Annotated in this window: 19 protein-coding genes; 10 read left to right on the forward strand and 9 right to left on the reverse strand. The window is 70.8% G+C overall.

The features are described from left to right. Nucleotides 1-35: 35 nt before the first annotated feature. Nucleotides 36-488: an FKBP-type peptidyl-prolyl cis-trans isomerase gene (locus FFT10_RS05200; RefSeq protein WP_137731720.1), complete on the forward strand. Its 453-nt coding sequence runs from the start codon at nucleotides 36-38 to the stop codon at nucleotides 486-488. Nucleotides 489-502: 14 nt separating this feature from the next. On the opposite strand, the gene FFT10_RS28730 is transcribed toward FFT10_RS05200, so the two are convergent. From FFT10_RS28730 to FFT10_RS05225, 5 genes are all read right to left on the reverse strand, one after another. After that, on the reverse strand, nucleotides 503-2,056 hold the full coding sequence (locus FFT10_RS28730; protein WP_137731721.1) for a methyl-accepting chemotaxis protein: 1,554 nt from the start codon (nucleotides 2,054-2,056) through the stop codon (nucleotides 503-505). Between the two features lie 67 nt (nucleotides 2,057-2,123). Next, the gene (locus FFT10_RS05210) at nucleotides 2,124-4,127 is read right to left on the reverse strand and encodes an acetyl/propionyl/methylcrotonyl-CoA carboxylase subunit alpha (protein WP_137731722.1); all 2,004 of its coding nucleotides are present in this window, start codon (nucleotides 4,125-4,127) and stop codon (nucleotides 2,124-2,126) included. Between the two features lie 16 nt (nucleotides 4,128-4,143). Continuing rightward, nucleotides 4,144-5,304: an acyl-CoA dehydrogenase family protein gene (locus FFT10_RS05215; protein ID WP_137731723.1), complete on the reverse strand. Its 1,161-nt coding sequence runs from the start codon at nucleotides 5,302-5,304 to the stop codon at nucleotides 4,144-4,146. Between the two features lie 19 nt (nucleotides 5,305-5,323). Further along, a complete protein-coding gene (locus FFT10_RS05220; protein ID WP_137731724.1) occupies nucleotides 5,324-6,937 on the reverse strand; it encodes an acyl-CoA carboxylase subunit beta in 1,614 nt (537 codons plus the stop codon). A gap of 12 nt (nucleotides 6,938-6,949) precedes the next feature. Further along, complete coding sequence (locus tag FFT10_RS05225) at nucleotides 6,950-8,137, reverse strand: acyl-CoA dehydrogenase family protein (protein ID WP_137731725.1); 1,188 nt, start codon at nucleotides 8,135-8,137, stop codon at nucleotides 6,950-6,952. 174 nt (nucleotides 8,138-8,311) lie between these two features. Between FFT10_RS05225 and FFT10_RS05230 the strand changes: the two genes are divergently transcribed. The 3 genes from FFT10_RS05230 to FFT10_RS05240 all read left to right on the forward strand — a co-directional run bounded on the left by FFT10_RS05230 (nucleotide 8,312) and on the right by FFT10_RS05240 (nucleotide 10,780). Further along, on the forward strand, nucleotides 8,312-9,493 hold the full coding sequence (locus FFT10_RS05230; RefSeq protein ID WP_228026962.1) for an ABC transporter substrate-binding protein: 1,182 nt from the start codon (nucleotides 8,312-8,314) through the stop codon (nucleotides 9,491-9,493). A gap of 14 nt (nucleotides 9,494-9,507) precedes the next feature. Beyond that, nucleotides 9,508-10,203 (forward strand): nitroreductase, encoded by a 696-nt coding sequence (locus FFT10_RS05235; protein WP_137731726.1) that lies wholly within the window; start codon nucleotides 9,508-9,510, stop codon nucleotides 10,201-10,203. A gap of 100 nt (nucleotides 10,204-10,303) precedes the next feature. Then, nucleotides 10,304-10,780: a BLUF domain-containing protein gene (locus FFT10_RS05240; protein WP_137731727.1), complete on the forward strand. Its 477-nt coding sequence runs from the start codon at nucleotides 10,304-10,306 to the stop codon at nucleotides 10,778-10,780. 6 nt (nucleotides 10,781-10,786) lie between these two features. Here FFT10_RS05240 and FFT10_RS05245 read toward each other — a convergent pair whose 3' ends face one another. Genes FFT10_RS05245 through FFT10_RS05260 form a run of 4 tightly spaced genes read right to left on the reverse strand, consistent with a single transcriptional unit; the run spans nucleotide 10,787 to nucleotide 14,374 of the window. Continuing rightward, nucleotides 10,787-11,590 carry an NUDIX hydrolase gene (locus FFT10_RS05245; protein ID WP_137731728.1) on the reverse strand — a complete coding sequence of 268 codons (804 nt, stop codon included), beginning with the start codon at nucleotides 11,588-11,590 and terminating at the stop codon, nucleotides 10,787-10,789. Nucleotides 11,591-11,624: 34 nt separating this feature from the next. Beyond that, nucleotides 11,625-13,025, reverse strand: coding sequence for an MATE family efflux transporter (locus FFT10_RS05250; RefSeq protein ID WP_228026963.1), 1,401 nt, complete (start codon nucleotides 13,023-13,025; stop codon nucleotides 11,625-11,627). 10 nt (nucleotides 13,026-13,035) lie between these two features. Beyond that, a complete protein-coding gene (locus FFT10_RS05255) occupies nucleotides 13,036-13,659 on the reverse strand; it encodes a 2-hydroxychromene-2-carboxylate isomerase (protein WP_137731729.1) in 624 nt (207 codons plus the stop codon). Between the two features lie 4 nt (nucleotides 13,660-13,663). After that, nucleotides 13,664-14,374 carry a glutathione binding-like protein gene (locus tag FFT10_RS05260; RefSeq protein ID WP_137731730.1) on the reverse strand — a complete coding sequence of 237 codons (711 nt, stop codon included), beginning with the start codon at nucleotides 14,372-14,374 and terminating at the stop codon, nucleotides 13,664-13,666. A gap of 77 nt (nucleotides 14,375-14,451) precedes the next feature. On the opposite strand from FFT10_RS05260, the gene FFT10_RS05265 reads away from it, so the two are divergent. The 6 genes from FFT10_RS05265 (at nucleotide 14,452) to FFT10_RS05290 (ending at nucleotide 21,744) form a co-directional block, all read left to right on the forward strand. Then, a complete protein-coding gene (locus tag FFT10_RS05265) occupies nucleotides 14,452-15,138 on the forward strand; it encodes a transglutaminase-like domain-containing protein (RefSeq protein ID WP_137731731.1) in 687 nt (228 codons plus the stop codon). Then, nucleotides 15,135-15,605, forward strand: coding sequence for a PaaI family thioesterase (locus tag FFT10_RS05270; RefSeq protein ID WP_137731732.1), 471 nt, complete (start codon nucleotides 15,135-15,137; stop codon nucleotides 15,603-15,605). Before FFT10_RS05265 ends, FFT10_RS05270 begins: the two co-directional genes overlap by 4 nt. 63 nt (nucleotides 15,606-15,668) lie before the next feature. Further along, nucleotides 15,669-16,466, forward strand: coding sequence for a substrate-binding periplasmic protein (locus FFT10_RS05275; protein WP_137731733.1), 798 nt, complete (start codon nucleotides 15,669-15,671; stop codon nucleotides 16,464-16,466). A 29-nt stretch (nucleotides 16,467-16,495) separates the two neighbouring features. Further along, complete coding sequence (locus FFT10_RS05280; protein WP_137731734.1) at nucleotides 16,496-19,003, forward strand: CHASE domain-containing protein; 2,508 nt, start codon at nucleotides 16,496-16,498, stop codon at nucleotides 19,001-19,003. 31 nt (nucleotides 19,004-19,034) lie between these two features. Beyond that, on the forward strand, nucleotides 19,035-20,801 hold the full coding sequence (gene araD / locus FFT10_RS05285; protein WP_174246078.1) for an L-arabinonate dehydratase: 1,767 nt from the start codon (nucleotides 19,035-19,037) through the stop codon (nucleotides 20,799-20,801). A gap of 16 nt (nucleotides 20,802-20,817) precedes the next feature. Next, entirely contained in the window at nucleotides 20,818-21,744 is a 927-nt protein-coding gene (locus FFT10_RS05290) for a LysR substrate-binding domain-containing protein (RefSeq protein WP_137731735.1), read from the forward strand. Nucleotides 21,745-21,876: the final 132 nt, after the last annotated feature.

Genomic DNA, 21,876 nt, shown 5'->3' on the forward strand with positions numbered 1-21,876 from the left:
TCCGGTACCCGGAACCACTTCACCGACCGCACCCGATGACGCTGCCCCGCCTGCTCGCCACCACCGCCCTGCTGCTGCCGCTGCTGACGGCCGCCCAGACCAGCGCCGCCCCGACGCCGCCCACCGACGCCGGCGCCACCGTCACCACCAGCAGTGGCCTGGTGTTCAAGCTGATCAAGGCCGGCACCGGGCCCAGCCCGACCGCCACCGACACGGTGAAGGTGCACTACCGCGGCACCCTCGCCGATGGCAAGGACAAGGGCAAGGAGTTCGACAGCTCCTACAGCCGCGGCCAGCCGCTGGAGTTTCCGCTCAACCGCGTCATCAAGTGCTGGACCGAAGGCGTGCAGCTGCTCAAGGTGGGCGGCAGCGCCCGCCTGACCTGCCCGCCGGCCATCGCCTATGGTGAACGCGGCGCCGGCGGGGTGATCCCGCCCAACGCCACGCTCACCTTCGACGTGGAACTGCTGGGCATCGCCGGGCGCTGAGCGCCCCGCGGCGCTCAGGCCGCCAGCCGGAAGGTCGACACCAGGGCCGCCAAGCGGTCTGACTGGTCCTTCAGCGACTCGGCCGCTGCGGCGCTCTGCTCCACCAGCGCGGCGTTCTGCTGCGTCATCTGGTCCAGCGTGGCCACCGAGTCATTGACCTGGGCGATGCCCTGGCTCTGCTCGTTGGCGGCCGACATCACCTCGCCGATGATGTCGCTGACCCGGCGCACGCTGGCCACGATCTCGGCCATGGTGCCGCCGGCATCACCGACCAGGCGCGAGCCCGATTCCACCCGGTCCACGCTGGTGCCGATCAGGCTCTTGATCTGCTTGGCCGCCTCGGCGCTGCGCTGGGCCAGGCTGCGCACCTCGGCCGCCACCACGGCAAAGCCGCGGCCCTGCTCGCCAGCCCGCGCGGCTTCCACCGCCGCGTTCAGCGCCAGGATGTTGGTCTGGAAGGCGATGCCGTCGATGGTGCCGATGATGTCGCCGATCTGCCGGCTGCTGGCATGGATGGATTCCATGGTGCGCACCACCTGGTCGACCATCTCGCCGCCGCGCCCGGCCACGTCGCTGGCCGAGGCCGCGAGCTGGTTGGCGGCACGCGCCGAATCCGAAGTCTGGGCCACGGTGGCGGTGATCTGCTCCATCGCGCTCGCGGTCTGCTGCAGCGAGCCCGCCGTCTCCTCGGTGCGCTGGCTCAGGTCGGTGCTGGCCGAGGCGATCTCGGCGCTGGCCGTGGCCACGCCGGCCGTGCCGGCGCGGATCTCCCGCACCATCTCGACCAGGCTGCCCTGCATCTGGCCCAGGGCCTGCTGCAAGGTGCCGATCTCGTCGCCGCGGCGCACCACCGCAGGCGGCGACGACAGGTCCTTGGCGGCGATGCGCTCGGCGATGTCGACCGCCTGGCGCAGCGGGTGGGTGACCGAGCGGGTGATGGCCCAGGCCAGGCCGCTGCCCAGCGCCAGGGCCAGCACCGACAGCGCCAGCATCAGCGTCTGCGCCAGGCTGGCGCGCTGGCTGGCGGCCAGTTCCATGGCATCGGCAGCGGCCTGCACATGGGCCTGCAGCGCGGCGATGGCGTCCTTGTAGGCCTTGGCGCCGTCGGTCATCGGTCCGCTGACGATGCGGTTGCCGTCTTCGGCACGGCCTTCCTTGAAGGCGGCCGCGGCCTTGGCCCGGGCCTCGACATAGGCCTTGCGGCGCGCGCCGATCTCGTCGAGCATCGCCCGCTCCTCCGGCCCGGTCAGCGACTGGTTGACCCGCTCCTGCAGCTTGGTGATGGCCTCGGAGGTCTCCTTCATCGGCGGCTCGAGGAAGGCGACGGTGGCCGGGTGGTAGCCCGAGGCGCCCACGCCCAGGGCGCGGGTCAGGTTCAGGGTGACGGCGCCCTGCCAGCGCTCGATGCTGGTGGCGTGTTCGGCGAGGTCGGCCCGCTTGGCATGGAGCACGCCGATCTCGCGCAACTGCAGCATGCCGAGGGTGGCGATGAGGACCAGCAGCACGAGCACGCTGGCGAAACTGAGGCCCAGGCGGGTGCCGATGCCGATGTTGGAGAACTTGTACATCAGGTCTTTTTCGGCATGCTGTCGGGAAACTTGAACCTGGCCATGTGGGGTCTCCCCCACAGGCTCGTCAACCCGCCTGCGCGGCCGCGCCTGCCGCCGGGTCGGCCACCACCTCGGCCACCACACGGTGCGAGCCCACCTGCTCGCCCAGGCTGACATGCAGCGCCGCCACCACGCCGGCGATCGGCGCGGCATGCACATGCTCCATCTTCATCGCCTCCAGCGTCAGCATCGGCTGGCCGGCGGCCACCCGGTCGCCCACGGCCACCTGCACCGCCACGACACGGCCGTTCATGCTGGCGCGCAGCTTGCCGTCGCTGGCGCCTTCACCGCCGCGGGCGGCCACGGCGCGGCTGAGGTCCTGCACCACCCAGGCGCGGCCGGCCAGGGCCAGGTGCAGGGTGGCGCCGTCACGCTGCCACACCACCGTCTCGGCCAGGCCGTCGACCAGCACCCGCGCGCGCCCGTGGCCGCTGCCGTCGGCATGCAGCAGCACCTGCAGCTGGCTGTCGTCGCCGTTCAGCCGGCTGCTGAAGTGCTGCGGGCCGGCCTGCACCAGCGCGCCCTGCACCGCCACACCGTCCAGGGTGAAGCGCTGCAGCGTGGGCAGGCGGTGGGCCAGCGGGCTGGCCTGGGCCACCGCGCCGGCGCTGTGGTGCAGCAGCAGCGCGCCCAGCGCCGCCACCCGGCGGCGCAGCGTGGCATCGCCCTCGGTGCCCAGCGGGCCGAGCAGCGCATCCTGGTGGTCACCGATGAACGCGGTGGTGGCGCCGCCAGCGGCGAACACCGGGTGCCCGATGCACTGCAGCAGGAAGGCCTGGTTGGTGGCCACGCCCAGCGCCACCGCCTGGCGCAGGCCGCGCTGCAGCCGGCGCAGGGACTCGGCCCGGTTGGCGCCATGGGCCACCAGCTTGGCGATCATCGAGTCGTAGAACGGCGGGATCTCGTCGCCCGGGCGCAGCGCATGCTCCACCCGCAGGTCGGTGGGCATCTGCCAACCCAGCATGCGGCCGCTCTGCGGCATGAAGCTCTGGCGCGGGTCTTCGGCGCACAGCCGCACCTCGATGGCATGGCCGTGGAAGGTGATCTGCTGCTGCGCCAGCGGCAGCGGCTCACCGGCGGCCACGCGCAGCTGCCAGTCGACCAGGTCGAGCCCGGTGATGGCCTCGGTGACCGGATGCTCCACCTGCAGCCGGGTGTTCATCTCCATGAAGAAGAATTCACCCCGGCTGTCGAGCAGGAACTCCAGCGTGCCGGCGCCCTCGTAGCCGATGGCCTTCACCGCCTTGACCGCCACCTCGCCCATGCGGGCACGCAGCGCGGCATCCACCGCCGGTGACGGTGCCTCCTCGATCACCTTCTGGTGGCGGCGCTGCACCGAGCAATCCCGCTCGCCCAGGTGGAGGGCGTTGCCGTGGCGGTCGGCGAACACCTGGATCTCGATGTGGCGCGGGGCGATCAGCGCCCGCTCCAGGATCACGGTGGCATCGCCGAAGGCGCCCAGCGCCTCGCTCTGGGCGCTTTGCAGCGCCCCGGCAAAGTCGGCGGCCCGGTCGACCCGGCGCATGCCACGCCCACCGCCGCCGGCCGTGGCCTTGATCATCACCGGCCAGCCGATGCTGGCGGCCTCGGCGGCCAGCCGTTCGGCCGACTGGTCTTCGCCCTGGTAACCCGGGATGACTGGCACGCCGGCCGCGGCCATCAGCGCCTTGGCGCCGGCCTTGTCGCCCATGGCCTTGATCGCCTCGGGCGACGGGCCAATGAACACCAGGCCGGCGTCGCGGCAGGCGGCGGCGAAGTCCTCGTTCTCGGCCAGGAAGCCGTAGCCCGGGTGCACCGCATCGGCACCGCTCTGGCGGGCGGCATCGATGATGGCCGGGATGTTCAGGTAGCTCTGGCGCGGCAGCGGTTCGCCGATGCACACGGCCTGGTCGGCCTCCAGCACATGGCGGGCACCGGCATCGGCGGTGGAGTACACCGCCACCGTCTGGTAGCCCAGGGCATGGGCGCTGCGCAGCACGCGCAGCGCGATTTCGCCGCGGTTGGCGATCAGGATCTTGGTGAATGACATCGGATTGCCCTCGCCTTCAACGGCCGGTGGGGAAGGTGCCCATGAACTTGCACAGGATCTGCAGCATCACCTCGTCGGCGCCGCCGCCGATGCTGGTGAGCCGGCCATCCCGCCACATGCGGCTGATCGGGCTGTCCATCACATAGCCCATGCCGCCCCAGAACTGCAGGCAGCCGTCGGTCACCTCGCGGATGGTGCGGCCAGCCTTCAGCTTGGCCATGGTGGCCAGCTTGGTGGCATCTTCACCCTTGACCACCATCTCCACGCCGCGCCAAGCCAGGCTGCGCAGGGCTTCCACCTCGGTCTGCAGCTCGGCCAGCTTGTAGTGCACCCACTGGTTGTCGAGGATGCTGCGGCCGAAGGCCTGGCGCTCGCGGGTGTAGGTGATGGTGTGGTCGATGGCGCGCTGGGCCATGGCGCCGCAGTTCAGCGCGCCCCACAGCCGCTCGATCTGGAACTGCTCCATCTGGTACATGAAGCCCATGCCCTCTTCGCCGATGCGGTAGCGCTGTGGCACGCGCACATCGTCGAAGTGCAGCTGCGCGGTGTCGCTGGCATCCATGCCCACCTTCTTCAGCTTCTTCGCCACGCTGACGCCGGGCGTCTTCATCGGCACGATGATCAGCGTCTTGTTTTTGTGGCTGGCGCCCTCGCTGGTGTTGGCCAGCACGCAGCAGAAATCGGCCTGCGTGCCGTTGGTGGTCCACATCTTGCCGCCGTTGATGATGTAGTCGTCCCCATCCTTGCGGGCCTTGGTCTTGATGCTGGCGACATCGCTGCCACTGCCCACCTCGCTGACACCCAGGCAGGCCACCATGTCGCCGCTGATGGCGGGTGCCAGGAACTCGGCGCGCAGCTCGGCGCTGCCGCGCCGCGCCAGGGCCGGCGTGGCCATGTCGGTCTGCACGCCGGTGGCCATCGGGATGCCGCCGCAGTTGATGTCGGCCAGCGCCTCGGCAAACACCGCGGCATAGCTGTAGTCCAGGCCGCTGCCGCCGTTCTCCACCGGCTTGTCCAGGCCCAGCAGGCCCAGGTCGCCCATGCCCTTGAACACCTGGTGGGCCGGGAAGATCTCGTCGGCCTCCCACTGGTCGACAAATGGGTTCACCTTCTCGGCGATGAAGCGCTTGGTGGTGGCGCGCAGGGCGTCGTGCTCGGGGGTGAGCTGGTTCAGCATGGTGGGTGCCTCGGGGAGATCAGGGACGGGAGACGGAGAACTGCATCGGCCGCGGGCGGCGCGCATCGGCCTCGCGGCAGGTGGCCAGCGTCAGGGCCAGCACGGCGCGGGTGTGGCGCGGGTCGATCACGCCATCGTCCAGGCCCAGCGCGCTGGTGGTGAACACGCTCATCTGGCTGTCGAAGCGCTGCTGGATGCCGGCCTTGAGCTGCTCGATCTTGGCGTGGTCGACTTCGCCCTTGCGCTTCATCGCCGCCTCGGTGACGATGGCCATGGTGCCGGCGGCCTGCTCACCGCCCATCACCGCCGTCTTGGCATTGGGCCAGCTGAAGCAGAAGCGCGGCGCGAAGCCGCGGCCGCACATGCCGTAGTTGCCGGCGCCGAAGCTGGCGCCGCATTGCACGGTGATCTGCGGCACGTTGGCGCTGGCCACCGCCTGGATCATGCCGCTGCCCTGCTTGATCATGCCGCGCTCTTCATACTGCCGGCCCACCATGTAGCCGGTGGTGTTCTGCAGGTAGACGATGGGCGTGCCGCTCTGGCAGCAGGCATGGATGAAGTGGGTGGCCTTGGCCGCGCCGGCGTTGTCGATCGGGCCGTTGTTGGTGATGATGCCCACCGCATGGCCCTCGATGCGGGCATGGCCGCAGACGGTGGCGCTGCCGTAGTCGGCGCTGAACTCCAGGAACTCGCTGCCATCGACGATGCGGGCGATCACCTGCTTCATGTCCACCGGCCGCTTGTGGTCCATCGGCATGATGCCCAGCAGCTCCTCGCTGTCGTAGCGCGGCGGCTGGAACGGGCGGGCGGCCGCACGTTCATGCGGCCAGTCGATCTGGCCCATCACCTCGCGGGCGATGCGCAGCGCGTCGCGGTCGTCCTCGGCCATGTAGTCGCCCAGGCCGCTGATGGTGGTGTGCATCTCGGCGCCGCCCAGTTCCTCTTCCGTCGCCACTTCACCGGTGGCGGCCTTCAGCAGCGGCGGGCCGGCCAGGAAGGCCCGGCTGCGGCCGCGCACCATGATGATGTAGTCGCTCAAGCCGGTCTGGTAGGCGCCACCGGCAGTGGACGAGCCATGGGTGACGGTGACCACCGGCAGGCCCGCAGCCGACATCAGCGCCAGGTTGCGGAACAGGCTGCCGCCACGCACGAAGCCTTCCACCCGGTACTTCAGCAGGTTGGCGCCGGCAGATTCGACCAGTTGCACATACGGCAGGCGGTTCTCCAGCGCCAGCTCCTGGATGCGCAGCGCCTTCTCCAGGCCGCCGGCCTGCATGGCGCCGGCGTCGATGCCGGAATCACTGGCGGCGATCATGCAGCGGATGCCGGACACGAAGCCGATGCCGCCGATCACGCCGCCACCGGGCACGGTCTTGCTCTCGTCCGGCGTGTCCAGCCCGTAGCCGGCCAGGGTGGCGATCTCCAGCCACGGCGAGCCGGGGTCCAGCAGCAGCGCGATGCGGTCGCGCGGCAGCAGCTGGCCGCGGGATTCGAAGCGCTGGCGCGAGGCGCCGCTGGCGGCCACCGCGCGGCCTTCGGCCTCGCGGATCTTGCCGATCAGCGCGAGCATGCCGTCGCGGTTGGCGGCGAAGGTCTCGCTGCCGGTGGAGATGGTGGAGTCGATGACAGCCATGGTTGCTTTCGTTCAGATGCCCAGTTGCCTTGCGGCCAGGTCCTTCATGATTTCTTCCGACCCGCCGCCGATCATCATGACCTTGACCTCGCGGTAGATGCGCTCGCTCTTGGTGCCGCGCATGAAGCCCATGCCGCCGAGGATCTGCACCGCGCTGTCGGCACAGAACTGCATGCAGCGGGTGCTCTCCACCTTGGCCATGGCGATGCGGGCCACCCGCAGGTTGGGGTCGCCATGGTCGTGCTGCTGGGCCCAGGCCAGGTCGTAGACATGGCAGCGGGCCACGTCGATCGCGCGCAGCATGTCCATCAGCTTGTGGCGGATCACCTGCCGCTCGGAGAGCGGCGCGCCGAAGGTGCTGCGCTGGCGGGCCCAGTCCAGTGCCTCGTCGAAGCAGACCTGGGCATAGGCCACGGCCTGCGCGGCCATGCCCAGGCGCTCGCCGTTGAAGTTGGTCATGAAGGTCTTGAAGCCCTTGTGCTCCTCGCCGATCAGGTTGGCCACCGGCACCCGCACGTTGTCGAAGCGCAGATGCGCCGTGTCGCTGGCCCACCAGCCCATCTTGTCGAGCTTGGTGCGGGTGAGGCCCGGCATGTCGCCCTCGATCAGCAGCGCCGAGATGCCGTTGGCGCCCTTGCTGGCCGGGTCGGTGCGCACCGCGGCGGTGATGAAGTCGGCGCGCATGCCCGAGGTGATGAAGACCTTCTCGCCGTTGACGATGTAGTGGTCGCCCGAACTGTCGGATTGACGCACGGCGGTGGTCTTGAGTGCCGCCACGTCCGAGCCGCCCGAGGGCTCGGTGACCGCCAGCGCGGCGATCTTCTCGCCGGCCAGCACCGGCGGGATCACCCGCGCCTGCAGCGCCGGGCTGCCGAAGTTCTTGATCGGCGGCAGGCCGATGCTGTGCGACATCAGGCTGGCCGACACGCCGCCGGCGCCGGCCCTCGCCAGTTCCTCGCTGAGGATCAGGTGGTAGAACAGGTCGGCCGGCGTGCCGCCGTGGGCCTCGGCATAGTCCAGGCCCAGCAGGCCGATGGCCGAGGCCTTCTTGTACAGCTCGCGCGGGAAGCCGCCGGCCTCGTCCCAGGCGGTGGCATGCGGCGTGATCTCGCGCGCCACCCAGTCACGCAGGCTGTCGCGGAACTGCACATGGGCATCGGTGAAGTAGTGGGGCGCCGGCGGGGCGTCTGGCAGGGACATGGGCAGACCTCAGACCGTGGAGACCGCATGGTGTGGCCCCGCCACCGGGGCGTCTTGCGGGAATTGGCTGATCGCCGCCCGGCTGCCGGCTGATCGTCTGAACCGACGATGGCGGCCGCCTGCGGCCATGGCCACACTGCGCCGATTGCCTTGGCCGAACATCCCGGAGACACCATGCCTGCCCTGCCCCGCCGCTTGACCTTGACCGCCTGCATGGCTGCCGGCCTGGCCGTGCTGGCCGGTCCGGCGCTGGCCCAGGCCACCCAGGGCGTGAGCAAGACCGAGATCGTGATCGCCACCATCCAGGATCTGTCGGGCCCGGTGGCGGCCTACGGCAAGGCGGCGCGCAACGGCCTGCAATTGCGGGTGGACGAGATCAACGAGCAGGGCGGCATCCACGGCCGCAAGATCAAGCTGCTGGTCGAGGACAACGCCTACGACCCCAAGCGCGCGGTGCTGGCCACGCAGAAGCTGGTGAACCAGGACAAGGTGTTCCTGATCGCCTCGCACATCGGCACGCCGATGAACAACGCCTCCATGCCGGTGATGTTCGAAAAGAACGTCATCAACTTCATGCCGCTGTCGGCCGGGCGCGAGATGTTCGAGCCGGTGCACAAGCTCAAGTTCGCCAGCGTGGCCTCGTACCACGACACCATGCGCATGAACGTGGCCAAGCTCTACAAGGAGAAGGCCGCCAAGAACGCCTGCACCCTGTACCAGGACGACGACTACGGCCTGGAGGTGGTCAAGGGCGCCGAGGCCGGCCTGAAGGACATCGGCGTGGCCATGGGCGAGAAGACCACCTACAAGCGCGGCGCCACCGATTTCTCCAGCCAGATCGCGCGGCTCAAGGCCAGCAACTGCGACTTCCTGGTGCTGGGCACCATCGTGCGCGAGACCATCGGCGCCATCGGCGAGGCCCGCAAGATCGGCTGGTCGCCCACCATCGTGGGCTCGCAGGCCAGCTACACCGACCTGATCCACAAGCTGGGCGGCAAGGCGATGGACGGCTACTACGCCGTCAGCACCCAGCACTTCCCGTACACCGACCTGGACAACCAGCCGCTGCGCTTCTGGGCCAACAAGTACAAGACCAAGTTCGGCGATGATCCCAGCACCTATTCCACCGGCGGCTACAGCACGATGGACATCTTCATCAAGGCCGCGCTGAAGGCCGGCCCGAACCTGACGACCGACAGCTTCATCAAGGCCATGGAGACCATGGGCGAGGTGCCGACCGACATCTTCGGCACGCCGCCGCTGACCTTCACCGCCACCAAGCGGCTGGGCTCGAACCTGTCGCGGCTCAGCCAGATCCAGGACGGCCGCTGGAAAGTGGTCACCGACCTCCGCTGAATGAAAGCATCCCCATGACCACACCCGCCAAGACCGTCACCGAAGCCCTCGACACCCGCCTGTCGGTGCGCGATTTCCTGCCCGACCCGGTGCCGATGGCCACCATCCGCCAGGTGCTGGCGACCGCCTCGCGCTCACCGTCTGGCGGGAATGTGCAGCCCTGGCGCATCGATGTCGTCACCGGCGCCAAGCTGGACGAACTGAAGGCCATCATGCAGCGCCGCCTGGCCGAGGTGGCCGCCGGCGACAAGAGCGAGTCGCCCGAGTACGACATCTACCCCAAGGAACTGGTGGCGCCGCACCGCGACTACCGCTTCAAGATCGGCGAGGACATGTACGCCCGCCTGGGCATCCCGCGCGAGGACAAGGCCAAGCGGCTGCAGTGGTTTGCGCGCAACTACCAGTTCTTCGGTGCGCCGGTGGCGCTGTTCTGCAGCATCGACCGCCGCATGGGCCCGCCGCAGTGGAGCGACTGCGGCATGTTCCTGCAAAGCCTGATGCTGCTGCTGCGCGAGCAGGGCCTGGACAGCTGCGCCCAGGAATGCTGGGCCGTCTACCCCAAGACCATCGGCGACTTCATCGGCATCCCGCCCGAGCGCATGCTGTTCACTGGCATGGCCATTGGCTGGCGCAACCCCGATCATCCGATCAACGGGCTGCGCTCGGAACGGGCGGCGGTGGACAGCTTCGCGCAGTTCCACGGCGGCTGACCGGCACGCCCGCCCGCGGCTTGCGGCGGGCCATGCGCTATGCTGGCGCGCCTGCACAACGCGGATTGGCTGCGTGGCATCTGCTGGAGAAGCCACTGTCATGAGCGCCGCCCCACGCCCCCCGCTGGATGAACCACGCGCCGGCCATGTCGAGCCGCTGCTCTACCAGCTGGTCTACTGCAGCCGCGCCACGCCTGGTGTCGATGACGAGGCGGTGCACGGCATCATCCGCAGCGCCCGCCGCCGCAACCCGGCGCAGGGCATCACCGGCCTGCTGGTGTTCGGCAGCGGCATCTTCTTCCAGTGGCTGGAAGGCCCGCGCGACAACATCCAGGCGCTGATGGCCCACCTCGAGGCCGACCCGCGCCATGTCGACCTGGTGACCCTGGACACCAGCGAAGAGGTGCGTGAGCGCCTGTTCCCCGACTGGGACATGGAACTGGTGGGCGGCGCCCACATCCGCGAGGTGCTGCAGGACGCGCTGGACAACGCCCGTGACGCCGCCAGCGCCACCACCCTGCGCGGCCTGCTGCAACGGCTGGAAACCGGCGAGTTGAGCCGGCTGGTCGATCTCTGACCGGGCTCAGCCCGCCCAGGCGCTGTCGTAGCCCGACTGGCCGGGCAGCAACACGCCGCTGATCCTGCCCTCGGCATTGAAAGTCACCCGCGGATGGATGGCCGGCAGCGCTGTCTGGGCGGCGGCATGGTCCAGCAGCGCGGCCACGCTGGCAAACGGCACCAGCGACTGCACCGTGGCCACGGTGGCGAACTCCATCTGGAATTCACCCCGGCTGCGGGCGTCCAGCGCCGCGGCGGGCTGCACCCAGGCCAGCGTGGTGGTCTCGCCGGCATCGACCTCGGGCAACTGACCGATTGGCGCCCTTGCCACCAGGAACAGGGTGTCGAAGCGCTTGGGCAGGCCGGCCGGCGTGACCCAGCGGCTCCAGGGCTGCAGCCCGCTGGTGGCCAGCGGCAGGCCGGCCTCGGTGGCCAGCGCGGCCAGCGTGGTGCCGGCATGCAGGCGCGCGCGCAGCGGCGCCCAGCCGGCGGGCGGCAGGTGGTCGTCGGGCGCGCCCAGCCACAGGCCGCACTCCTCGAAGCATTCCCGCAGCCCGGCCACGGCGAAGGCGCCGGCCTGGTCGCCGACGCCGGTCACCCCGCCGATGCGCTGCTGCAGCACGGCCAGCGGCTCGTCCAGGCGGGCCAGATGGGCGGCATCGCCGTCGGCCGCATCCACCGCGCCGCCGGGAAACACATAGGCCCCGGGCATGAAGCTGGCCTGCATCGAGCGGCGCACCATCAGCACCTCGGGGCCGGCAGCGCCATCGCGCAGGATCAGGGTGGTGGCCGCCAGGCGCGGCGTGACGGTGGGGGGCGGGGTCGGCATGGGCATGTCTCCTGGATGTCGTGTCCACAAGCGGTCAGCGGAAGCGGCCGCTCTGGTGCAGCCGCCGGTGCATCTGGCGTGCGGCCGGCAGCCAGCCCAGACGGGACCAGCGCCACCAGTTGAGCAGGCCGCGCAGCCACTCGTCAGCCGCATAGGCGACCCACACACCCACCAGCCCCCAGCCGAGGTGGGCGCCCAGCAGCCAGCTGCCGCCGGCCATCACCAGCGCAAAGCTCACCGCGCCGGCCTGCACCGGAAAGCGGGCATCGCCCGCGGCGCGCAGCGCATTCACCAGCACCAGGTTGAAGGTGCGGCCGGTCTCCAGGGCGATGGTCAGCCACAGCAGGGTGGCGCCGGCGGCGATGATCTGCGCATCGGCGGTGAACCAGCCCATCAGCCAGCGCCCGGCCAGCGCCACCACCAGCGAGACGGCCAGCGCCATCAGCAGGCCGCGGCCCAGCAGCCGGCGCACCAGCGCGTTGGCCTGGTGCAGCCGGCCGGCGCCCACCAGGTGGCCCACCATGATCTCGGCCGCCAGCCCCAGCGTGGCGGCGAACAGCAGGATGAAGTGGATCAGCTGCATGGTGTAGGCATGGGTGGCCAGTGCCAGCGTGCCCATGCTGCCCACCACCGAGATGCTGAAGACATAGGCGGCGCGCCAGGCCACGTTCTCGGCCGCGCCCGGCAGGCCGATGTGCAACACCGGCGCCAGCGCGCGCTGCCGCCACTGCCACCAGTCGGCGCCGGTGGGCACACCGCCCAGCCGGGTGTGCCAGGCCTGCAGGAACAGGACCAGCCCCAGCGTGCGGGCGGCCAGCAGGGCCAGCGCATAGCCGGCCAGGCCCAGGCCGTCCCAGCCGAAGGCGCCACCCATCAGCGGCACGGCCAGCGCCAGGTGCACCACCTGCATGGTGATGTTGACCACCATCGTCGGCCGGGCATGCAGGTGCGAGCGCAGCACGCTGGCGGCGGTGCTGTTCCAGGCATCCAGCAGCACGGCCGGCGCCATCCACTGCAGCAGCGGCACGGCCAGCGGCAGCACCTCGGGCGGCGCATTCATCACGCCCAGCAGCGGCGCGGCCAACACCGCGGCCAGCAGCATGCAGATGCCGCCGATCCAGCTGCTGGCGCCCCAGGCGGCCCGCGCCGCGGCATCGGCCGCGGCACGCTTGTTGCCGCCCAGCGCCTGCGCCACCACCACACCCACCCCGGCACCGATGATGCGGAAGAACACGAACAGCATCGCCAGCACCTGGTTGACCAGGGCGAAGGCCGCGCCCTGGGCATCGCCCAGGCGGGCCGCCAGCACCGTGCCCACCAGGCCCATGCCGATGGCCAGCGCCATCTCGGCGAACAGCGGCACGGCCAGCGGCAGCAGCCGCGGCGCGGGCGGCGGTGGCCGCGGGTCGTCGCGCAGGGCGTGGCGGGTGGTCAAGCGCTGGGCTTCAGGCGACCGTGCGCCGCCGCAGCACCGCCGCACGCAGCAGGGGCAGGCGGTCATTGCCGAAGTACATGTCGTCGCCACCGACGAAGAACGTCGGCGAGCCGAAGCCGCCGCGGGCGATGACCTCGTCGGTGTTGGCCTTCAGCAGGGCCTTGACCTCGGGCGTGGCGATCGCCGCCAGCAGCACCGCGGCATCCAGCCCCAAGGTGGTGGCGATACCGGCGAGCACGCTGTCCTGGCTGATGTCGCGGTCGTGTGTCCAGTAGGCCTGGAACACCGCCTCGGCAAAGGCTTCCATCGGCGCTGTCCCGTCCGGCCTGGTCAGCAGCCAGCAGCAGGCCCGCATGGCCTTGACGCTGTTGACCGGGAAGATGCTGGGCGGAAAGCGGATGTCCACACCCTCGTGGCGGGCCCAGTCCTGCAGGTCCTTCTTCAGGTAGGCCTGCTTGGCGGGCACGCCACGCTCGCGGCTTTCGTAGACGCTGGGGTTGACCGCATTGAAGATGCCGCCCACCAGCACCGGCTTCCACTGCACCGGCACGTCCAGCTCGGCCGCCAGCTGGCGCAGGTTGCGGAAGCCCAGCCAGGTCCAGGGGCTGCTGCAGTCGAAGAAGCATTCGATCATCGGGTCATTCTCCGGGCTGGGTGGCCGCCGGCGGCGTGCCGAACAGGTTCTTTCGGGTTTCAGCGTCCATGCCGGCGGCCTTGCGCAGGTCCTTGCCCACGGCCAGGCCACGCTGCACGGCCTCGCGGGCGCGCACCGTGGCATACCAGCGCTGGATGTGGGGCCAGTCATCCAGCGTCAGCCCCTGGGCCTTGTGGGTCATGGTCCAGGGGAAGATGGCGATGTCGGCGATGCCGTAGTCGTCACCGGCCACATAGGCCCCGGTGCGGCCGAGCTGGCCGTCGAGCACGCCGTAGAGCCGGCGGGTCTCGCGCTCGTAGCGGTCGATGGCGTAGGGGATCTTTTCCGGCGCATAGAGCCGGAAGTGGCCGTGCTGGCCCAGCATCGGCCCCAGGCCGCCCATCTGCCACATCAGCCAGGGCAGCACGGTGTGGCGGCCGCGCCAGTCGGTGGGCAGCAGGCGGCCGGTTTTCTCGGCCAGGTAGACCAGCATGGCGCCAGTCTCGAAGCTGGCAAACGGGGCGCCACCGCCGGGTGGGTCGTGGTCGACCAGTGCCGGAATGCGGTTGTTCGGGCTGATGGCCAGGAAGTCGGGCGTGAACTGCTCGCCGCGGCCGATGTTCACCGGCTTGAGGGTGTAGGGCAGGCCCAGTTCCTCCAACGCGATGCTGATCTTCCAGCCGTTGGGCGTGGGCCAGGAATACAGGTCGATCATGGTGCTGCGCCCCCTTGGCGCCGGTGTGACAGCAGGCTGCCGACGCTACCGTGAAACTGCCGTGGATGGACGACGCCATGACGACACCAGCGCCCGCCACGCTGGCACCCACCGCTGCCATCGACAGCGACCATCCGGCGGTGCAGGCCTTCGCCCGCCAGCATGCCGTGGGCGCCGACGACCGCGAGCGCGCCGTGGCCCTGGCCCTGGCGGTGCGCGACGGCTTCCGCTACGACCCGTACAAGGCCGACCTGTCGCCGCTGGGCATGCGCGCCAGCACCGTGCTGGCCCAGGGCTACGGCTGGTGCGTGCCCAAGGCGGTGCTGCTGGCGGCGGTGTGCCGGGCCGCCGGCATCCCGGCGCGGCTGGGCTTTGCCGACGTGCGCAACCACCTCAGCACCGAGCGCATGCGCCGCAACATGGAGACCGAAGTCTTCTACTGGCACGGCTACACCGACCTCTGGATCGCCGGCGCCTGGCGCAAGGCCACGCCGGCCTTCAACCTGAGCCTGTGCCAGAAGTTCGGCCTGAAACCGCTGGACTTCGACGGCCGCGCCGATTCGATCTACCACCCGTTCGACCTGGCCGGCAACCGCCACATGGAATACATCCACCAGCGCGGCAGCTTCGACGACCTGCCGCTGGACGCCATCCTGGCCGACTTCCGCGTGCACTATCCGCGCTGGGTCAGCGGCAGCGACGGCCAGCAGGCGGCCGACTTCCTGGCCGACGTGGATGCCGAGACCGGCCGGAGCCGCGCATGAACGACGTCACCCTGCCCATGCCCGTGCCCGAGGGCTTCAAGCCGCTGCCGGTGGGCGGCGACTTCATCGCCGGCAACGGCCCGCTGTACATCCGCAGCGTGGTCCAGCCCGATGGCAGCAAAGTGCGCCACCTGGGCTTCCGGGTGGAGCAGCGCCACACCAACCCGATGGGCAACTGCCACGGCGGCATGCTGGCCACCTTCGCCGACATGATGCTGCCGATGCTGGCGCACCGGCAGGCGCCCGAGCTGCGCAACCAGTTCCTGCCCACGGTGAGCCTGCAGATCGACTACCTGGCGCCCAGCCCGCTGGGCGCCTGGGTGCAGGGCGAGGCGCAGGTGCTGCGCACCACCCGCAACCTGGCCTTCGTGCAGGGCCTGATCACGGCCGATGGCGTGCCGGCGCTGCGGGTCAGCGGCATCTTCAAGATCGGCAAGCCGTTCCATCCGCCCGCGCCGCCGGCCTGACCGGCCGCAGGAGCGTGTAGATTCCGGTCCGTGGCGCCGTGGGCGCCTGTGACCGGGACCCGGATGTTGAAACGTCTCTCACGCGGACTGGGCGTGGTGCTGTCGCTGCTCGGCCTGCTGGCGACGGCGGCCCAGGCCGCCGACGGCCCCGACTGCAGCCGCCCCTACACCCTGGCCCTGCATGACCACGGCCTGCTCTACGACAGCCAGACCGGCGAAGGCATCGACCGCGACATGGCCGAGGCGCTGACCCGCCGCAGCGGCTGCAAGATCAATGTCACGTTGATGCCGCGGGCGCGCATCTGGCAGCTGATCGAGTCCGGCGTGCTCGACTTCAGCCTGTCGGGCATCCGCAACGACGCGCGCGACAACTTCGCCAGCTTCGCCTGGTACTTCTCGAACAAGTACTACCTGCTGGTGCGCAAGGATGCCGGCGTGCAGACGCTGGCCGACTTCGACCGCAACCCGGCGCTGAAGCTGGGCGTGATCCGCAGCTTCCGCTACAACCCCACGGCCAACCGCCTGGTCGACCGGCTGGACAGCCAGGGCCGCGTCAGCCATGCCACCACGCTGGCCGCGCTGTACCAGGTGCTGCTGGAGAACCGGCTGCAGGCGATGATCATCGAGCCCTTCGACTACCCGGCGCTGGAGAATGCCCGCATCCGCGAACAGACCATGGTGCTGGAGTTCGACGACCCGCCGGTGCCGCACGGGCTGATCATGTCGCGCAAGGCGCTGCCGCCTGCGCAGCAGCAGGCCTGGCGGGCGCTGGTCGATGCGATGCGGGCCGATGGCACCGTCACCCGCATCTTCGAGAAGTACTTCAAGCCCGAGCTGGCGCGCCAGCTCACCCAGTTCTGAACTCCGGTGCAGCGCGGCCGCCATCTGCCTTGAAACGCTGGACGACCTGGTTCTGGCCGGCCCTGGTGGGCCTGCTGGCCCTGCTGACCACGGCCTGGCTGACCAGCCACGAGCGCGAACTGCAGCAGCGCGACCTGCGCCGCAACTTCGACTTCGGCCTGCGCCAGGCCGCCACCCAGGTGGAGCAGCGCATGGCCAGCTACGAGCAGATGCTGCGTGGCGTGCGCGGGCTGTTCGATGCCTCGTCCGAGGTCAGCCCGCAGGACTTCGACCGCTATGTCGACCTGCTGCAGGCCGGGGCCGATTTCGCCGGCCTGCGCGGCATCGGCCATGCGCCGCTGCAGGACCCGGCCGATGCACCACGCGCGCCGGTGGCCCTGCTGGCGCCTGCGGGCGGCGCCCGCATCACCGCGCCCGGCAGCGACCTGCTGGCCCGGCCGCAGCTGCGTGCAGCCATGCTGCAGGCCCGTGATGCCGGCGGCGCGGTGATGACGCCGCTGGTACGGCCCGACAACCCGGCCGACGGCAGCGAGCCGGGCGTGCTGCTGTTCATGGCGCTCTACACCCCGGGCCAGCCGCTGCTGACGGCGGCCGACCGCCGCCAGCACCTGCGCGGCTGGGTGTTCGCCGCCTTCCGGCTGGACGACTTGGTGGCCAGCCTCTACGGCCAGGGCACGCCGGGCCTGGACCTGCGCATCCACGACGGCGCCAGCATCGACGCCGGCAGCCGCATCTTCCCGGCCAGCGTGGCCGACGCGCCGGGGCGCACACCGCGCTTCGACGCGCAGGAGTACATCGGCGTGCCCGGCCACACCTGGACGCTGTGGGCCCGCAGCACGCCGGCCTTCGAGCACCAGCCGGGACAGGACCCGGCCCAGGTGATCGCGGTGGCCGGCACCGCCATGGGCGCGGCGCTGACCCTGCTGGCCTGGCTGCTGCTGACCGGCCGCGACCGTGCCCAGGCCGCCGCGCGGGAGATGACCCGCCAGCTGCAGGACAGCGAGCGCCAGTACCGCCGCATCGTCGAGACCGCCAGCGAGGGCATCTGGATGGTCGACGCGCAGGGCCTCACCACCTTCGCCAACCCGGCCCTGCTGCGACTGCTGGGCTGCGCGGCCGGGGACCTGACCGGCCGGCCCTGGGCCGACTTCATGGATGCCGACGGCGGCGTGGCCCTGCACGGCGCAGGCGCCGGCGCGGCGGTGGCGCAGCACGACATCCGCTTCCGCCGGCCCGATGGCAGCCAGCTGTGGGCGCAGGTGTCGGCCAGCCGCATCGTCGACGAAGCCGGCCAGGGCGCCGGCATGCTGGCCATGGTGACCGATGTCAGCCAGCGCCACCAGGACGAAGCCCGCCGCACCCTGCTGGAAGACCAGCTGCGCCAGTCGCAGAAGATGGAGGCCATCGGCACGCTGGCCGGCGGCATCGCGCACGACTTCAACAACATCCTGGCCGCCATCCTGGGCAACGTGGCCCTGGTGCAGCAGGACCTGGGCAGCAGCCACCCGTCGCAGCCGCGGCTGCAGCAGATCGCCCAGGCCGGCGCCCGCGCCCGCAGCCTGGTGCAGCAGATCGTCACCTTCAGCCGCCAGCAGCCGCAGGCCCTGGTGGTGCAGCCGTTGCGCCCGCTGCTGGAGGAGACGGTCAAGCTGCTGCGCGCCACGCTGCCGGCGCGGGTTCAGCTGGTGCTGCAGGGCGCCACCGAACCGCTGCCGGTGGCTGCCGACGCCACCCAGCTGCAGCAGGTGCTGCTGAACCTGTGCACCAACGCCTGGCACGCCCTGCCCGGCGACAGCGGCCGCATCGCCGTGGGGCTGGACAGCACCGTGCTGGATGCCGGGCTGGCCGAGCGGCTGGGCGGCCTGCACCCCGGGCCGCATGTCCATGTCTGGGTGCAGGACGACGGCACCGGCATGGACGAGGCCACCCGCCAGCGCATTTTCGAACCCTTCTACACCACCAAGCCGGTGGGCCAGGGCACCGGCCTGGGCCTGGCGGTGGTGCACGGCATCGTCACCAGCCATGGCGGCGCCATCACCGTCGACAGCACGCCCGGCCGCGGCAGCACCTTCCACCTGTACTTCCCGCAGGCGCAGCAGGCGCTGGCCGCGCCGGACAGCAGCGCCAGCACGCCGCTGCGGCTGCTGGGCCAGGGCCGGCATGTGCTGTACGTGGACGACGACCCGGTGATGGGCCTGATGGTCGAGACCCTGCTGCTGCGCCAGGGCTGGCGTGTCAGCTGCCTGGACGACCCGCGCGCCGCGCTGGCGCGGGCGCAGCAGGCGGGCGACGCGGTGGACGTGGTGGTGACCGACTTCAACATGCCCGGCCTGTCGGGCCTGGAGCTGGCGCGCACGCTGGCGGACAGCCGGCCGGCGCTGCCGGTGGTCATCACCTCGGGCTACATCACCGACGGCCTGCGCGCCGAGGCCCGGCAGGCCGGCGTGCGCCAGCTGCTGCAGAAGGAGCACACGCTGGACCAGCTGGGCCCGTTGCTGGTGCAGGTGCTGGCCGAGGCCAGTCACCCGGGCGGCTGATGCGCCTGCCGCACGGTGGTGTACTGCGGGCATGACCGACCGCAATCCCGACGCCATGCCGCCCCGCCTGACACCCGCCCAGCTGCGCAGCGCGCGCTGGTTCGCGCCCGACGACCTGCGCAGTTCCAGCCACCGGTCACGCGCCATGCAGATGGGCTACGGCCCGGAAGACTGGGCCGGCAAGCCGGTGATCGCCATCGTCAACACCTGGAGCGACATCAACCCCTGCCACGGCCACTTCAAGCAGCGGGTGGAGGATGTGAAGCGCGGCGTGCTGCAGGCCGGCGGCTTTCCGCTGGAGCTGCCGGCGCTGTCGCTGGCCGAGGTGTTCGTCAAGCCCACCACCATGCTCTACCGCAACCTGCTGGCGATGGAGACCGAGGAGCTGCTGCGCAGCCACCCGGTGGACGGCGCGGTGCTGATGGGCGGCTGCGACAAGACCACGCCAGGCCTGCTGATGGGCGCCATCTCGATGGGCCTGCCCTGCATCTACCTGCCGGCCGGGCCGATGCTGCGCGGCCATGTGGCCGGCCAGACCCTGGGCTCGGGCTCGGATGCCTGGAAGTTCTGGGACGAGCGCCGCGCCGGCCAGCTGACCGATGCGCAGTGGCTGGCCATCGAGGGCGGCATCGCCCGCAGCCCCGGCACCTGCATGACCATGGGCACCGCCGCCACGATGATGGCCCTGGCCGAGACCCTGGGCCTGGCCCTGCCCGGCGCCAGCAGCATCCCGGCGGTGGATGCCCACCATCCGCGCATGGCCGCCGCCTGCGGCCGGCGCATCGTCGACATGGTGTGGGAGGGCCTGACACCGGACAAGCTGCTCAGCCGCGCCAGCTTCCACAACGCCATCGCCGCGGCCATGGCGCTGGGCTGCAGCACCAATGCCATCATCCATCTGGTGGCACTGTCGCGCCGCGCCGGGGCGCACTGCGCCATCGGCCTGGACGACTTCGATGCCGCCAGCCGCCGGGTGCCGGTACTCGCCAACATCCGCCCCAGCGGCAGCCAGTACCTGATGCAGGATTTCTACGAAGCCGGCGGCCTGCCGGCCCTGCTGCAGCGGCTGGCGCCGCACCTCGATCTGTCAGCCGCCACCGTCACCGGCCGCAGCCTGGGCGACAACATCGCCGGCGCCCGCGTGGTCAACGACGACGTGATCCGCCCGCTGGACCGGCCGCTGTATGCCGAGGGCGCGCTGGCGGTGCTGCGCGGCAACATCGCGCCTGGCGGCGCGGTCATCAAGCCCAGCGCCTGCGCGCCGCAGTACCTGCAGCACACCGGGCCGGCGCTGGTCTTCGACGACTACCCGGCGCTGAAGGCGGCGGTGGACGACCCCGACCTGGACGTGACCGCCGACCACATCCTGGTGCTGCGCAACGCCGGCCCCAAGGGCGGCCCCGGCATGCCGGAATGGGGCATGCTGCCCATCCCCACCAAGCTGGTGAAGCAGGGGGTGCGCGACATGCTGCGCCTGAGCGATGCGCGCATGAGCGGCACCAGCTACGGCGCCTGCATCCTGCACTGCGCGCCCGAGGCCTTCATCGGCGGCCCGCTGGCCCTGGTCCGCACCGGCGACCGGATCACCGTGGACGTGCCGGCCCGGCGCATCCACCTGGAGGTCAGCGATGCCGAATTGGCCGCCCGCCGTGCCGCCTGGGTGCCGCCACCACCGCGCTATGAACGCGGCTACGGCTGGATGGCTGCGCAGCACATCCTGCAGGCCGACGCCGGCTGCGACTTCGACTACCTGGAAACCGGCTTCGGCGCCCCGGTGCCGGAACCCGACATCTTCTGACCACGAGCGAACCCCCATGGCCATGCACTTCGATCTGGTCGACCTGCGCCTGATGGTGCGCATCGCCGAGACCAACGGCCTGACCCGCGGCGCCGAGGCCTCGCACATGAGCCTGCCCGCGGCCAGCACCCGGGTGAAGAACCTGGAGGAGAGCATCGGCGCCAAGCTGCTCTACCGCACCAGCCAGGGCGTGACGCTGACGCCGCCGGGCCAGGCCTTCGTGCACCACGCGCGGCTGGTGCTGGGCCAGATCGAGCACCTGCGCGGTGATTTGCAGAGCTATGCCAAGGGCATCAAGGGCCACCTGCGGGTGTTTGCCAACACCACGGCGCTGGGCGAGTTCCTGCCGCCGGTGCTGCGCGATTACCTGGCGAGCCACCCCGACGTGAACATCGACCTGCGCGAGCGGCTCAGCCACGACATCGTGCGCGCCGTCAGCGAGGGGCAGACCGACATCGGCATCGTCGCCGGCGCGGTGCGCACCGAGAACCTGGAGACCCTGCCCTACCGCCAGGACACGCTGCTGCTGGTGGTGCCCCGCGGCCACCCCTTGTCGCTGGCCGGCGCCGGCGCGGTGGCCTTTGCCGACACGCTGGACCTGGACCATGTCGGCCTGCACGAGGCCAGCGCCATCCATGCCTTCCTGCGCCAGGCGGGCGACAAGCTGCACCGGGTGCTGCCCACCCGCATCGAGGTGGGCAACTTCGAAGCCGCCTGCCGCATGGTCGAGGCGGGCGTGGGCGTCAGCATCCTGCCGGGCTCGGCCGCGCGCCGGCATGCCCAGACCATGGCCATCGACACCGTCGCGCTCAGCGATGACTGGTCGCTGCGCGAGATGCAGATCTGCATGCGCAGTCTGCAGGCCTTGCCGGCGTTTGCGCGTGATCTGGTCGATCTCCTCGTGGCGGACGCCGAGCGCGCCCGGGCGGCCGTCACCGATTGACACATCGGCGACAAGGCGGACCCTCGCAATCCCCAACGCCGATCCGGAGCGGACCACGGATGATGGCCGCGGGTGTTGCCCGCCGGCGCCAAACCAACCGAGAGGGGACCTGGCAGCACCCAGCACAAGACC

The organism is Pseudaquabacterium pictum (assembly GCF_005403045.1).
GTDB classification, from domain to species: domain Bacteria; phylum Pseudomonadota; class Gammaproteobacteria; order Burkholderiales; family Burkholderiaceae_C; genus Pseudaquabacterium; species Pseudaquabacterium pictum.